Source organism: Emticicia sp. GW821-FHT11C11 (assembly GCF_058808615.1).
This window is the reverse complement of record NZ_JBXARV010000001.1, coordinates 2,126,706-2,141,463: the sequence shown is the minus strand read 5'-3', so window position 1 is coordinate 2,141,463 and position 14,758 is coordinate 2,126,706. Positions and strand designations below refer to the sequence as shown.

Here is a 14,758-nt window from a genome sequence, read left to right as displayed (position 1 = left end):
ACCACTCCAATCTGCAGATGTATGAACGACAAATACATTTTCATGCTTGTGCCGACTTTAGTCGGTGCTTAATCAAAGAAAATTCCTTTGTTTAAATAGCCGGAGACGGCGGACCGTTTTATTCGCTGAGTCAAAAGAAATAGTTGAATAGTAACGAACTTTTCAGAATTGTTTTTTGTCATATTATGACCATGGGGACGACCGGTTTTGACGGCGTGAGTGGTTGCGAGTAAAAGCATGTCAGGAGTTGGTAGAATCTCCTGTTAAAAATTCTTCCGAACAACAACTGGCAATACTTCGTATGCCATGGCTGCTTAATTCCGGAGTGAATTAAACTTTTAGCCACATTCCGCCTCGGCTAACCTCTGCCGTTGGGGAAATCGGAGTGTCGAACCGCAGAGGCGATTAAGTGCGGGTAACTTGTTCTTAATTAGTATTTAGGTTTCTAAGGAAAAGCATTGGTATGTCGGACACCTACCTTTTCTCGAAAATTAAGACCGAATAAACATGTAGAAGGCTCGACAAGTGCCATGTTCGGACCAGAGTTCGACTCTCTGCGTCTCCACATAAAAAAAGCACCCTCAAAGGTGCTTTTTTGCTTTTATAAACATCTCTACGAATTTTTCAGTGTCACTCTCTGCCACAAATAAGATATCAGCTTGGCGAATGTATTCAGATAAACATATCTGTCCGGAAAAACAATCAGTCGTTTTTTCTCTGCCTTATTGGGTATAGAATAATACACCAGCAGTTGCCGCATTAAACCCATCCAGCTTAGCGGCTTATCCTGTATTTGCCGGTAAATGTTTCTGTGGTTATATTTTGAACTAAACAGGTCATAGCTTTTGCAGGCCTCCCAATAGCTGAAAATCATTTTCTGAATTTTCCGTTCAAATTCTGCCTGCTTCTCCGACTCAAAAAACAAATTCTCGACAATAGCATTACCTACTTCAAATGCCTTTTCCATTTTCATTTCTTTTGCCCATATCCTGCCATTATTAAAATAATCGTCCGGATATTGATTTCGGAATGCAATTAGATCAGTGAGATACTTCAGCTCTAACCAACAGCCTCTGCCACCGTGGTGATTTAGCAGCATTTTAAAAATGGTTTTTGTATTAGGTATCAGCAGTTGCCTTCTTTGAAATGTTTCAATACCAGACTGCTCAAACAATTCATCTATCTTTATATCATACTGATGAAATTTTTCACCGATTGCCCAATGGAAATCTATATGGATAATAACACCCGGAGGTAATTCTTTATGTAAACTTATCTCTTGAATCTGCGTTCTTTCTATTAATTCAATTAATATATCATCATCAGTATCAATAGTTTCAGAATACGCAGAGCTAAAAACATAACCGTTCCGGAGCAACAATTTAAATGCCTTCAATGCATCTTCAGGTCTTACTAATATATCGATATCCCCGCTTTCCCGGAGCATCTTATTACCATAAAGTTTATTTATAAAAAGGATTCCCTTGTAAGGAATACACTGTACATGGTTTTCTTCAAAAAAGGCTAGTACTTTTCCCAGCTCCTCACCGATAACCATGTTATTTAAAGCCTGCCTTTTTGCAAAATCTTTGTATCTTGTTACTATGTCATTCTGAAATTCAACTATTCTGCATGCTTCATAAAACAAGGGCCGGATGCGATGATACTCAATTAACTTCCGCAATTTCTCCCAATCGACAGAGGATAAGTTAACCAATTCACTGAATTTATCCGGTTGTGTTTTAAGAAGGGTCAGCTTAATAGCTTCTATCAAAATCTGCAGTTCTAACGAAAATTGATTTGTACGCTTACTCATAAAGATAATCCTTTGTGTTACTGTATCAGAATCTACACAGTGCTTAATAATCCTATTTCATTAATCTTAAAATAAACTCAAAGTAAACTAAAATAGCAGATAAATTGAAAAAGTATTTACGTTTGTTGTGAGTAGTATAGTTTTGTTTTCATTATGTTTTAACTGATTCTGTTACATTTTTCAACCTCTTGCTCTCTGTAAGTCCTCTATTTACTACCTACCGATTTATAATCTGGTTGTGCATTCAGATAGTCAACCGGTAACCTTATTTATATTAGTATAAGCAATAAAGACTCCGTATCTTCACTTAATGAGACTCTATATCAAATACATGGTAAGCTTGCGTTGTAAAATGCTGGTAAAGGCTGAACTGGAAAAACTCGGGCTTAATTTCGGAATAATTGATTTAGGCGAAGTTGAAATAAAAGACGATATGACAGAGCATCAGCGCAAACTACTGAAAACTAATCTGCTGATGTCGGGTCTTGAGTTGCTGGACGACAAAAAAGCAATGCTGATAGAAAAAATAAAGAATGCGATCATTGAAATGGTGCACTATGAAGACGAACTACCAAAGATAAAAAATTCGGAATATATCAGTGAAAAACTTCAATATGACTACACCTATCTGGCCAATATTTTTTCTGAAGCCACCGGCACTACGATAGAGCATTTTATAATAATGCACAAAATTGAACGGGTAAAAGAACTGATGATTTATGATGAATTAAATCTGACTGAAATATCGTATAAGCTCAATTACAGCAGCGTTGCGCATCTTTCTAATCAGTTTAAGAAAATGACCGGCCTAACTCCATCCTTTTTCAAATCGCTCAAACACAAAAAACGTGTTCCACTCGAAAATGTGTGAATCATGTAACTATTTTAAATAATTGTGTAAGACATACTGCCCTAAAACAACGCACCTTTATAGTGCAAAAATTCTTTTGCTAAAAATGATAAGAAAATGAATAGAGAGAAACTACAGGAAGAATGGAAGAGTCTGAAATCGAAGCTGTTGAAGAAATTCTCGGTGCTAACAGAAGATGATTTGTTCTTCAGAGAAGATCAAAAAGAAGAAATGTATGAAAGACTTCAAATTATATTAGGAAAAAACAGGGAAGAACTGATTATGGTTTTTAATGCAATCGAAAGAAAAGAAAAACTATAAAACTCAGAACTTGCGAAAGTAAATTCGGTGTACATTTTTTTACCGAAAGGTTGTTAACATCAACCAGAGCATCAAACTTAAATAAAACCAGTAATGGATAAAGATAAAAAAAATAAAAATATAAAGAAAGCGGCGATGGTAGACAAGACCAAAGCCCAGTCAGCTTATCAATTAGAAAGCAAAAGTAAATACTCTACTTTAGACTTAGTGTCTCCAAAACCCAAAAAATGAGTATTAATCTGACTTTCGAATAAGATAGCTTTCATTACAGAAATATTGGTTTAATCAGATGGCTTTAGAAGGTTATCTATAAGAATAAATCAGCTTAAAAGCCCCTAATTACCTTAGGGGCTTTTATTTTTTCTGAAAAATCAGAATTTTGGAGTTTACAATCAACTTTTCATTATAACCGCTGATTGCATAAAATTGGGTTACTTGTCAGTGCTACAGAATACTACAAGTATCAGGTTTAAACATGAGCAAAGTCATAAGCCAGGCTTTTCTAATCTACAATCTTTGCAAAATGGTGAGTATATTCTCACCCTCTGATTTAAGATAAATCTCTAAGCCTCAATGATGCATTCATTCCTCCACATATTGGCTGCTATACTAGCAATTGTTAGTGTTTTAGCCAGCTTTATGATAGTTTTCAGATTAAAACAGCCCATATCTCCTGTCTGGTGGGTTGTCAAGGCATTCATCACGGCGCTTGTTCCTTTTTTTGCGTTGGCTGCTATTCTTAGTATTCTGCTTGGTATTCCAACAGGTTCTCTCTGGCCGATAGTAACCGGCTTTTACAGTACACTTGTTTTCTTTCTATATTTCTATCGGGTGAAAAAAGCTGTATATGCCCCAACCGGTTTTACTCATGCTTATGGACTTGATTGGGAAAACCAGATAAGGCCTGGCCTGAAAAAAGGCTTCCTTTCTAACCCATTATGTTTGACAATCCCTGACCCTGAGCCATCTACTTACCTACTCAAGCAAGATATTCCATTTTGCACCTTGCCCGGCACTACCCGCGATCTGTTATGTGACGTTTGGACTCCTTCAGAAAGCATTGAACGTTCCGGCGTGGCTTTCATTTATTTCCATGGCAGCGCCTGGGGAATGCTTGATAAAGATTTCGGAACTCGTCCGTTTTTTAAACATCTGGTTTCGCAGGGACACGTAATTATGGATGTTGCCTATCGGTTATTTCCTGAAACAGATATGACAGGCATGGTCAATGATATCCACCGTGCTGTTGCCTGGATGAAAAATCAGGCTTCCGACCTTCAAGTAAGGCAAGACCGTATCGTAATCGGCGGAGCCTCAGCAGGTGGTCATTTGTCTTTGCTTGCAGCATACGGAACGAATCCATCGTTTGTCCCCTCTGAGCTGCAAGGAGTGGATCTGTCGGTTCATGCGGTTATCTCTGAATATGGCCCTACTGATTTACAGGCAATGTATTACTACACTGGTCAGAATATCGTTGCGAATCAGCCAAAAAAATCTAAACCCGGCGCAATGCCTGCATGGGTGCAGAATAAGATGGGCAAGAATTTCCATCGCCTGGGTATGGACAAAGATGTCACCAAAGTAGGCATGTTGTCTGATATGTTGGGGGGTAGCCCCGATAAATGCCCCGACGTATATGCAAACTTCTCACCTCTAAAACAGGTGCATAAGAATTGCCCGCAAACATTGATAATACAAGGCACTCATGATATAATCGCACCTGTTGACTCTACTATTCAACTGTATCAACGTCTGAACGAAGAGGGAGTTAAAGTTGCCCTTTATCTTATTCCACAAACAGATCATGCTTTTGACCTGATAATGCCCCGTATATCTCCTGTAGCTCATACGGCCTTTTATCTGATTGAGCGTTTCCTGGCATTGCAGGTAAGCAACTAGCATTCATCAAATAGAATTAAGTTAGTATTCATGAACAATAAACAGAAACTTATCTTTGTCAAGGCAGTTCATACAGCCATCTGGGTTTTCTTCAATCTGGTAATCTTCTATATGCTCTATGCCGCCATCGTTAACAAACTCGATATATGGCTTTGGTTGTGCTATGGTTTTGTTCTGCTGGAAGGGCTAACCTTATTACTTTTCAGATTTACCTGCCCGCTAACTATTGTAGCCCGCAGATATACTGATGAACAAAGACATAACTTTGACATTTACCTACCGGAATGGCTGGCACATTACACCCAGCGTATCTACACTTCGTTGGTGGGCATTATTATAGTTATTACAGTATTTCAGGTTTTACGGTGACCATTGCATTGTTGATTTTGTTTACCTAAACTTTACAATTCCAGCTTGTGCAAGCATAAAAAAAGGCTTATTATTGTACAACTATCAATCGCTTTTAGCTGTAAACAATCAAAACATGAAACATCTTTTCATCTTCGCATTCACGCTTATCTCTTTTATAAGCTTCAGCCAAACGAATGAGGCAAAAATCAAAGACATTAAACGCCTGATGGTAGTGAGTGGTGCAGTCAATAATGCACGATTAGGGGTCGAAACCATGATTAATTCCATGAAAGGCAAAAGCAGTCAGAATGGTTTACCAGAAGGTTTCTGGGACGAATTCATGAAAGAAATCAATTATGATGAACTTGCTGAATTGTATATACCCATTTATGATAAAAATTACACTCATCAAGAAATTCTTGATCAGATAGCATTTTTTGAGAGTTCTACAGGTAAAAAGATGTTAGAAAAAACGCCTGTTATTATGGTAGAATCCATGCGTGCTGGTCAGGAATGGGGGCAAAAGCTCGGAGCAAAAGTTTATGAGAAAATGCAAAAGAAGCAAACCAGTACGAATTAAGCACTGTTTCATTTTTTTTAAGTCTTTTCTATAACATAATCCCAAACAGGTAAAAAGTTGCTAGTGGCAAACGTTTGTGGTTCACCGTACATATACAACCAGTGAAGCTCGCCTTCTCAATCCATCTAATAAAATCGTCGGATTAACTTCTTCCTTTCCCAAATCGTTCAGGTATAAAACCGTGCCATACCTAAAAATATGTGAATAATATAACTATTTTCCACGATTATATAATACTTTGCCTATATAATAATCTCACCTTTGCATTGTTGTAATCAGTAAATAAGCAATGCCTAAAGCCTGATACTGATTAAGAAAAGAAACCATAAACGCTCCTTACAATTGCTATACTGCTTGTAATATAAACTATGATGTACGGTATTTCATAGAAAAACTTTCTGCGCAAGTTTTATTTATTGACCATTCAATTCGTTTTGTACTACTCTAAAAATTCATCTGAAATGAGCAAATCAAAGAATATTCTTCTAATCGAAGACGATGAAGATGACCAGAGTTTCTTTATTGAAGCCATTGATGGAATCAAAAACGTAATGCTGTACCATATTGCGAACAATGGAAAAGAGGCTCTGGATAAACTTAAAAGCGCTGTTGTTATGCCTGATATAATTTTTACAGATATTAATATGCCTTTGATGAACGGTATCGAATGTTTCTTAGAAATATTAAAAAACCCGCAAACCAGAAATATCCCTGTGGTATTTCTTTCTTCTGATACTGGTAAAAAAGAACTTACTCATCAATTGGGAGCCAAAGGTTTTATTCAAAAACCTGCTGATAACCATATTTTAAGCACGCAGGTGTCTCAAATGATTTATCTCAATTTTCCAACCAACCATAATACACCCGTCCAAAATTCATAGTCCGTTTCATCTATATAAAGTTATTTTTTAAGCCCCTATTTATGGATAATAAAGAAATTGACCAACTATTATCGGACGAAAATGCGCACCTTGAAAAATTGCATAAAATTGTAAAAAATGCAATTACGGCCGAAAAACTCATTATTCATAACCTGCTGAATCCACCACTGGAAACACTTACACAGGGACAAAAAATTTCTGATAAAGTGGCCAGATTCGGCGGAAGCTGGAAATTCATCATCTCGTTTGCGGTAATTCTGACATTCTGGATTGTCTTTAATGTAGTAACACTTCAATCGGATAAATTCGACCCATATCCATTTATCTTACTGAACCTCATTTTATCTTGCATTGCAGCTATGCAGGCACCAATCATTATGATAAGCCAGAACCGTCAGGAAGAAAAAGATAGAATGAGAAGTGAAAACGACTATCTTATTAATCTGAAAGCAGAAATGCAAATCAGGAGTTTGAATCAAAAAATAGATTTATTACTTGAAAAACAAATCAAGACACTATTTGATACTCAGGAAAAACAATTTGGTTTATTAGCAGAGATAAAAATCAAGTTAGATAAACTTATTGCGAAAGAGAATGTATGAATAATGTAACTCTTTTCTAAAGTTCTGTAATACTTCCTGAGCAAAAGAGCATCACCTTTGCATCTTACTAATTCAGCCACAAGCTGAACCAATAACATGAAATCCACAACAATGAAAAACAAATCAGCGAATATCGTGCTATCTGTTTTTTTTATCATCATCCTTTCATTTAGTGCGTCGGCACAAAGAGCTAAATTCTTAACATCAACGATTGTGCCGGCAGCAAGAGGTTATGTAGACATACATACAGACCATAACAATAATTATGTCATCAAAGTAAATGTATCTGATCTGGCAGAGGTAAAAAGATTGGTACCTTCAAAGCAGGCATATGTAGTATGGATGACTACTGAGCAAACAGTCACCAAGAATATTGGGCTGATTAACAGTTCAAAAAGTTTTATCATAAAAAAACTTAAAGCATCCTTAGAAACGGTATCTCCGCATAAGCCTATAAAAATATTCATTACAACAGAGTATGACCCCGGAGTTCAGTATCCAAGTGATGAGATTGTACTGTCTACTAAAATTATTTAGTAAAGAAGTTTTTTAATAAAATAAACACACCAAAATTATGGAATTCATCATTATAAATTCGTTAAAAATCTTATTATGGGCTTTGGCCGGAATCGGTATAGGTTTGCTGGCAAGCAAATTATTTATTCCGGCAAAAGTTGATAAAGTACCCGATAAACTTTTAAGCGGATTAAGAAACAGTAAAGATTGAACCTGGCTTTATTTTCATCTGCATTTGCATAACCTAACCAATATATAGAGGCTACAAAAAGCTATGGATATAACTTCAGACAGAGCTAAGCCAGTCTATTGATTCTTGCTTTATGAAAAACAAACCAGATAAAAACAGGCAGGCTACTATACAATTTTGTATCGCTTTATTGAATTAAACGATATTGTTTATAGGAAACCCGCCCTACTTTATCTCTTACGTTTTTATCAGGATATTGCTTATCCATTTGGTGAGCGGTATCTTAATTTTTTTAGTATCTTAAATCCTTACGGAATTCAATATGGAAACTCCAGAAATCGAAAAATCAAAAGTACACATTACTGTGGAAATCATCGAATACATACCGAATTCTGTGGTTATTAAAACAATCTTAAAGAAATCAACCGGCAACATCAGTGTAATGTCATTCGATGCCGGTGAGGGCTTAACAGAAAAAACTACTCCCTTTGACACCTTTACTCAAATTATTGAAGGCACGGCGAAAATAGTAATTAATGGGGAGTCTCACGATCTGACAACCGGACAATCAATTGTTATACCGGCACATGCGCCCAACTATATTGTACCCAATGGCCGATTCAAAATGATACTTACGGTTATCAAAAGCGGCTATGCATAATGATGGAAACACAAAAAATATTGATGCGTGAAATCTTTCTGGTTACAGGAAAAATTCAAATGGAGTCTCCAACGCTTTACGATCATTTAAGTGAAACACCCCTATTTCTCTCCTATAAAGAAAAAGGCATCAGCACGATTAACTTTGAACAATATCTGGAGTCTATTCGCGGTCTATTGAAAACAAACGCATCAAAAAATAAAGGTTAAAATTGTGGTTTCCCGTAACCAATAAAGTAATGTGTATATCATGTAGCTATTAGCCTGAATCATATAATATTCCGGCGTATAAAAGATCCGGAACTTTACTAAGGCAGCCAGCCTGATAGAATAGCCGCTCAACAGGCCATATTTTATTAAGAAGACAACATCTCAAGATTTTACAAATATTTGAAATGTTTATTTCAGATAAGTAGTTAGGTTTCATTTCAAATGCCGTCTTAATTTTAGATGGTTTTTTTGTTTACAAAAAAACACGTCACAAAAAGAAAGTTATAGCACTTTATATGATATATGAATTATATAACTTTTTTAAATAATTGTATAACACTGTGCGTAATAAAACACTGCACCTTTACTGTGCAAAAATCCTTTTGTACAAAATGACAAAAAAATGAACGTAGAAAAGCTAAAAGAAGAATGGAAGAACCTGAAATCGAAGCTATTGAAGAAATTATCGGTGCTTATACAATATGATTTATTTTTCAGAGAAAATCAAAAAGAAGAAATGTTTGAAAGACTTCAAATTATGTTGGGCAAAAACAGGGAAAAACTGATTATGATTTTTGATGCATTCCAGAGAAATGAAAAATATTGGCCCGATAGATTACGATAGAGCATTTCTTAGATCAGAGCTGCCTTAACATCAACCTGATACATAATATAAATAAACTCAGAAATAGCCACTCCGAAATTTTAAAAAATGAGTATTCCGGAAACGGAGATGTGAATCAAATAATACTGTTTATCACACTAAAGAACCATTACTGTAAAAAGAAAATTTTGAATTTTTCTTTTTACAGTAATTTGGTTTGATACCCCCTTTAAACAATATCATAGCCCGCTGAATCATTGATATCTATAATTCTCCGATAACTGTACTATTTGGTATCGATTGGCAACCAATTGTATAAAATTCCCTGAACGGACTTTGGCAATCGGAACAACCATCACTCACAATTATAATCTATTACTATAATTATGTGATTTACTTCCTGCATAAATTTTAAATTAGCATAACTAGTTAAATCTCCATATCTTCACCTTATGAGACTCTATATCAAGTATATGGTAAGCATTCGTTGCAAAATGCTTGTAAAGGCTGAGCTTGAAAACCTGGGGCTTAATTACGGAACAGTAGATTTAGGGGAGATTGAAATAATCGGAAATATTACAGAAGAACAGCAGAAACAACTGAAAATTAATTTGAAGAAATCGGGGCTTGAGTTGATGGACGACAAAAAAGCCATGTTGATAGAAAAGATAAAAAATGTTATTATTGAAATGGTTCATTATGAAGACGAACTGCCGAAAGTAAAAAACTCTGAATATATCGGTGAAAAACTTCAATATGATTATACGTATCTTGCCAATATTTTTTCTGAAGCCACCGGCACTACGATAGAACATTTTATAATCGTCCACAAAATTGAGCGGGTAAAAGAACTAATCATTTATGACGAATTAAATCTTACTCAGATATCGTATAAACTTAATTACAGTAGTGTTGCACATCTTTCTAATCAGTTTAAGAAAATAACCGGTCTTACACCTTCCTTTTTTAAATCGTTTAAATACAAAAAACGTATTCCTCTTGAAGACATGTGAATCAATACAATCATCAGTCGGAATTTTACAACACTTTAGATTTCAAAAAACAAGACCTTTACAATCGGTAGCAGAAATCTCTATTGTCAGACTAAAATAATAACATCAAGAAAACATTGATTAGGCATACCTTCAAATCTTATATCAATTTCTGATAAAATTTAGTAGTCATTAAGTTTTTACACAAATACCATCTTAGTTTTATATAGTATTTCATTTAATGCAGGCTAGATTAATACCAGACATTCGTTATATATTTCATTTTGTGAAACTTCTGCTATACGAAGCGCGTTAAATAATTTATGCAGTAGAGATTGCAGCTGCTTAAAATTTTGTTTCTAATGACTTTCGAAGAATTAAATCTGAATAAATCTTTATTAAATGCCCTGAACGATTTGGGCTATACTACTCCTACTACCATCCAGCAGAAAGCTTTTTCTGTCGTGATGTCAGGGCAGGATGTATGCGGTATTGCACAGACCGGTACAGGTAAAACCTTTGCTTATCTGTTGCCATGCCTGCGACAATATCAGTTTTCAAAAGAGAAAAATCCTCAGTTGTTGATTGTGGTACCTACGCGTGAGTTGGTAACACAAGTTGTTGAATCTGTTCAGCAACTAAGCAAATACATGGATGTGCAGGTGGTAGGTGTATATGGGGGTGTAAACATCAAGCAGCAGGTGAGCGAGCTGGCCAATGGTGTTGATGTATTGGTGGGTACACCCGGCCGGTTGATAGATCTACTATCTGCTGGTATAGTAAAGACCAAATCAATCAAGAAACTGGTGATTGACGAAGTAGATGAAATGCTTAATCTGGGTTTCCGTCCTCAATTGGTCGATATTCTTGATTTACTACCCGCCAAAAGGCAAAATCTTTTGTTTTCTGCCACATTGACCGAAGAGGTAGAAGAAATAATAGATTCTAACTTTAATCAACCTGCCCGCATTGAAGCAGCGCCTGCCGGTACTCCACTGGAAAACATTGCCCAGTCAGCTTATCAATTACCTAATTTTTACACGAAAGTGAACCTGCTGGAATTGCTTATAGCAAAACCTGATGAGGCAAGCAAAGTGCTGATATTCGTAGCCACCAAACACCTGGCCGACCAACTCTATGAAGAGCTGGAATTGGAGTTCTCACCGGAAATCGGGGTTATTCACTCCAATAAATCTCAGAATAACCGTTTCGATACCATTCGGAAATTTCAGACCGGAGAATATCGGGTACTGATTGCTACCGATCTGGTAGCCAGAGGTCTGGATATTTCCGAAGTATCGCATGTCATTAATTTTGATGTGCCCGAAGTGCCCGAAAATTATATCCATCGCATTGGCCGTACCGGTCGTCAGGATAAAAAAGGTATCGCCATCAGTTTCTTTATCGAAAGCGACGAAGAAGCTAAAGCAGCTATAGAACAACTGATGAATTACAAAATACCCATGCTGCCGCTGCCGGAGCAACTGGAAATATCGGATGAACTGACGGAAGACGAAATGCCCAAGATATTTATGAAAGAACCGGCACTGAAAAGACCAAAAAAAGAAGAAGTCGGGCCGGCATTTCATGAGAAATCAGAGAAAAACAAGAAAGTAAATGTGCGGAGAGACCACGAGGCAGAGAAGAAAAGGAAATATGGCAAATCTTACGAAAAACGCACAAGAAATTAAGTATTTTTACCCATTAACATTTTATTAGCATTCCCTGATGGCATTATTCGATTTTAATATTTAAGTTTGTATAGTTTTACGACAATTAAATATTTGAATAATTATGCAAAGGCGAAATGCAATTAAAAACTTGTCGCTGGCATTTGGTGGTCTGGTAACCCTGCCTTCATGGGCTTCAAACTGGACACCCGAGTCTATCGGCAAAGCCTCCAACTTACCCTTTAACGACGAAGAGCTATTAGGCGAAATCGTCGAAACCATCATTCCCGAAACCACTACTCCGGGCGCAAAATCTCTGAAAGTACATCAGTTTGCACTGAGAATGATCAATGATTGCTATGGCGAAGCCGCACAGAAAAATCTGAAAGACGGTTTAAAAGTCACTGAATCGCTGGCACAGCAAACCTATCAGAAATCTTTCGCGGCGTTAGATGCTACGCAGAAAAAAGCTTTGTTCAACCAGATGCTGAGTTCTTCAGATGCTACCACTAAAACATTTGCCAATACCATTAAACGGCTGACCATTCAGGGATACACCAACTCTGAATACTACATGGTGAATGTGATTAAGTTTAACATGGCTCCGGGTTTTTACCACGGCTGTGTGCCTGTAAAGGCTTAACCGACACGACAGTACAACATAACTACAATCTATTCTACTCAAGAAGCTATTATGTCCTATTTAAATATTGATACTGTCAAAGAACGTACCTTTGACGCAATCGTGATTGGCTCGGGTATCAGTGGTGGCTGGGCAGCCAAAGAATTAACAGGAAAAGGTCTGAGAACATTGGTGCTGGAACGTGGACGCGACGTAAGGCACGTTACCGACTACCCTACTACCATGATGCAACCCTGGGAATTTGAGCATCTGGGTCAGATACCCAAAGCATTGAAAGATGCCAATCCTATTGCCAGCCGCTGCTACGCTTTCAATGAAGACGCCGCACATTTTTTTGTAAAAGACAACGAACATCCTTATATACAAGATAAACCTTTCGACTGGATACGTGGGTATCAGGTGGGTGGGAAGTCGCTGATGTGGGCCCGGGGAACCCAACGCTGGTCGGAATACGATTTTGATGGTCCGGCGCGTGACGGTTTCGCTGTCGACTGGCCTATCAGATATGCCGATATTGCCCCGTGGTACAGTTATGTGGAGAAATTTGCGGGTATATCCGGTAATAAAGATGGTTTAGCGCAATTGCCAGACGGCGAGTTTTTACCACCTCACGAGCAATCATGCGTTGAAAAACACTTCACCAGCGAAATGGCCAAGCATTACAAAGGTGCGCGCCCGGTTATTATTGGTCGTTGTGCACACCTTACCAAGCCTCAGCCGATTCACCTGCAGCAAGGTCGTGGCCAATGCCAGAACCGCTCCCTGTGCCAGAGAGGATGTCCTTACGGCGGCTATTTCAGCAGTAACTCGTCTACCCTGCCCTGGGCAGCAAGAACAGGCAAATTGACATTGAAGCCTGATTCAGTGGTACATTCTATTATTTTCGATGAAAAGAAAAACAAGGCAACGGGTGTACGGGTGATTGACGCACACAGCAAACAAATGACCGAGTATTACGCAAGGGTCATTTTTGTGAATGCTGCTACCATTAATACCAACCTGATTCTGTTAAACTCAACCTCAAACCGTTTCCAAAATGGTTTGGGTAATGATAATGGTCTGTTGGGTAAGTATATTGCCTTCCATAATTTCCGTACTACTATCTCTGCCGAATATGAAGGTTTTTTGGATACAACAACAGAAGGTATCCGTCCGAATGGCAGTTATATTCCTCGTTTCCGCAATGTATTCAAACAAGAAACTGACTTCTTAAGAGGTTACGCCGCCGGATTCAGCGGTAGCCGCATGCAATATACAGACAACAGTGGCATCGGTGAGGATTTAAAAACCAGTCTGTTTAACAGAAAAATCGGTAACTGGCGGGTGGGTTCACACATGATGGGCGAAACCATACCGAAAGAAAGCAATTTCGTAACACTGGATAAAGACCAGAAAGATGCATGGGGCATTCCGTTAATCCGTACATCTGTCGCTTATGATGACAACGACGAAAAAATGATTAAGGATTTCCATGAGCAAATGACCGAAATGCTGACACTGGCTGGTTTTAAGAATATTCAGACTCATGATAACCCTAAAAAAGCACCCGGTCTTGATATCCACGAAATGGGTGGTGTAAGAATGGGGAAAGACGAGAAAACCTCGTTGCTCAATAAATGGAACCAGATGCATCATTGCAAAAACGTATTTGTAACCGATGGCGCCTGTATGACCTCCAATTCAACTCAAAATCCGTCGCTTACCTTTATGGCCATCACAGCGCGTGCTGCTGATTACGCCGTGAAAGAGTTTAAGAAAGGCAATTTATAATAGTAATATCTGATACTGAAAGCCCGATGATTCTGTTGAATTGTCGGGCTTTTTTGTTGTACTGTTTTATCATTTTAAAGAAAATGAATTTGGTAGAGCCGCATTGCAATGCGGCTTACGGGTTTACAAAATCTTTGAACGTTATGAATGTTATAGATATGCCCCCGAAGCCACAATGCATTGTGGCTCTACTAAAACATGAT

The 14,758-nt window shown here is 37.6% G+C and carries 18 protein-coding genes and 1 other RNA gene; 18 read left to right on the top strand and 1 reads right to left on the bottom strand.

All coding sequences use genetic code 11. The annotated features are described in order from the left end of the window. Nucleotides 1–193 precede the first annotated feature (193 nt). Nucleotides 194–568, top strand: a transfer-messenger RNA (tmRNA) gene (gene ssrA / locus AC1RRY_RS09160). A gap of 45 nt (nt 569–613) precedes the next feature. Here the strand turns inward: ssrA and AC1RRY_RS09155 are convergent. Beyond that, entirely contained in the window at nt 614–1,816 is a 1,203-nt protein-coding gene (locus AC1RRY_RS09155) for a nucleotidyltransferase family protein (protein ID WP_492816222.1), read from the bottom strand. Nucleotides 1,817–2,126: 310 nt separating this feature from the next. Between AC1RRY_RS09155 and AC1RRY_RS09150 the strand changes: the two genes are divergently transcribed. The 17 genes from AC1RRY_RS09150 to AC1RRY_RS09070 all read left to right on the top strand — a co-directional run bounded on the left by AC1RRY_RS09150 (nt 2,127) and on the right by AC1RRY_RS09070 (nt 14,555). Next, complete coding sequence (locus AC1RRY_RS09150) at nt 2,127–2,687, top strand: helix-turn-helix domain-containing protein (protein WP_492816224.1); 561 nt, start codon at nt 2,127–2,129, stop codon at nt 2,685–2,687. Between the two features lie 96 nt (nt 2,688–2,783). Next, nucleotides 2,784–2,987, top strand: a complete 204-nt coding sequence (locus tag AC1RRY_RS09145; protein WP_492816226.1) for a hypothetical protein — start codon at nt 2,784–2,786, stop codon at nt 2,985–2,987. A gap of 93 nt (nt 2,988–3,080) precedes the next feature. Next, nucleotides 3,081–3,218, top strand: coding sequence for a hypothetical protein (locus tag AC1RRY_RS09140; protein WP_492816228.1), 138 nt, complete (start codon nt 3,081–3,083; stop codon nt 3,216–3,218). A gap of 342 nt (nt 3,219–3,560) precedes the next feature. Continuing rightward, nucleotides 3,561–4,886: an alpha/beta hydrolase gene (locus AC1RRY_RS09135; RefSeq protein WP_492816230.1), complete on the top strand. Its 1,326-nt coding sequence runs from the start codon at nt 3,561–3,563 to the stop codon at nt 4,884–4,886. A 30-nt stretch (nt 4,887–4,916) separates the two neighbouring features. Beyond that, the gene (locus AC1RRY_RS09130) at nt 4,917–5,255 is read left to right on the top strand and encodes a hypothetical protein (RefSeq protein ID WP_492816232.1); all 339 of its coding nucleotides are present in this window, start codon (nt 4,917–4,919) and stop codon (nt 5,253–5,255) included. Nucleotides 5,256–5,370: 115 nt separating this feature from the next. Next, nucleotides 5,371–5,817 carry a DUF2059 domain-containing protein gene (locus AC1RRY_RS09125; RefSeq protein ID WP_492816234.1) on the top strand — a complete coding sequence of 149 codons (447 nt, stop codon included), beginning with the start codon at nt 5,371–5,373 and terminating at the stop codon, nt 5,815–5,817. A 461-nt stretch (nt 5,818–6,278) separates the two neighbouring features. Beyond that, on the top strand, nt 6,279–6,698 hold the full coding sequence (locus AC1RRY_RS09120; RefSeq protein ID WP_492816236.1) for a response regulator: 420 nt from the start codon (nt 6,279–6,281) through the stop codon (nt 6,696–6,698). Nucleotides 6,699–6,739: 41 nt separating this feature from the next. Next, the gene (locus AC1RRY_RS09115; protein WP_492816238.1) at nt 6,740–7,300 is read left to right on the top strand and encodes a DUF1003 domain-containing protein; all 561 of its coding nucleotides are present in this window, start codon (nt 6,740–6,742) and stop codon (nt 7,298–7,300) included. A gap of 96 nt (nt 7,301–7,396) precedes the next feature. Further along, a complete protein-coding gene (locus AC1RRY_RS09110; protein ID WP_492856533.1) occupies nt 7,397–7,837 on the top strand; it encodes a hypothetical protein in 441 nt (146 codons plus the stop codon). 37 nt (nt 7,838–7,874) lie between these two features. Further along, nucleotides 7,875–8,027, top strand: coding sequence for a hypothetical protein (locus AC1RRY_RS09105; protein ID WP_492816242.1), 153 nt, complete (start codon nt 7,875–7,877; stop codon nt 8,025–8,027). Nucleotides 8,028–8,328: 301 nt separating this feature from the next. Next, a complete protein-coding gene (locus AC1RRY_RS09100) occupies nt 8,329–8,667 on the top strand; it encodes a cupin domain-containing protein (protein WP_492816244.1) in 339 nt (112 codons plus the stop codon). Continuing rightward, the gene (locus AC1RRY_RS09095) at nt 8,667–8,876 is read left to right on the top strand and encodes a hypothetical protein (RefSeq protein WP_492816246.1); all 210 of its coding nucleotides are present in this window, start codon (nt 8,667–8,669) and stop codon (nt 8,874–8,876) included. Before AC1RRY_RS09100 ends, AC1RRY_RS09095 begins: the two co-directional genes overlap by 1 nt. 403 nt (nt 8,877–9,279) lie before the next feature. Beyond that, a complete protein-coding gene (locus AC1RRY_RS09090; protein ID WP_492816248.1) occupies nt 9,280–9,501 on the top strand; it encodes a hypothetical protein in 222 nt (73 codons plus the stop codon). 431 nt (nt 9,502–9,932) lie between these two features. Further along, on the top strand, nt 9,933–10,493 hold the full coding sequence (locus AC1RRY_RS09085) for a helix-turn-helix domain-containing protein (RefSeq protein ID WP_492816250.1): 561 nt from the start codon (nt 9,933–9,935) through the stop codon (nt 10,491–10,493). A 341-nt stretch (nt 10,494–10,834) separates the two neighbouring features. Further along, nucleotides 10,835–12,163: a DEAD/DEAH box helicase gene (locus AC1RRY_RS09080; protein WP_492816252.1), complete on the top strand. Its 1,329-nt coding sequence runs from the start codon at nt 10,835–10,837 to the stop codon at nt 12,161–12,163. Nucleotides 12,164–12,266: 103 nt separating this feature from the next. Continuing rightward, on the top strand, nt 12,267–12,785 hold the full coding sequence (locus tag AC1RRY_RS09075; protein WP_492816254.1) for a gluconate 2-dehydrogenase subunit 3 family protein: 519 nt from the start codon (nt 12,267–12,269) through the stop codon (nt 12,783–12,785). Nucleotides 12,786–12,836: 51 nt separating this feature from the next. Beyond that, nucleotides 12,837–14,555, top strand: a complete 1,719-nt coding sequence (locus tag AC1RRY_RS09070) for a GMC oxidoreductase (protein ID WP_492816256.1) — start codon at nt 12,837–12,839, stop codon at nt 14,553–14,555. The last annotated feature ends 203 nt before the right edge of the window (nt 14,556–14,758 follow it).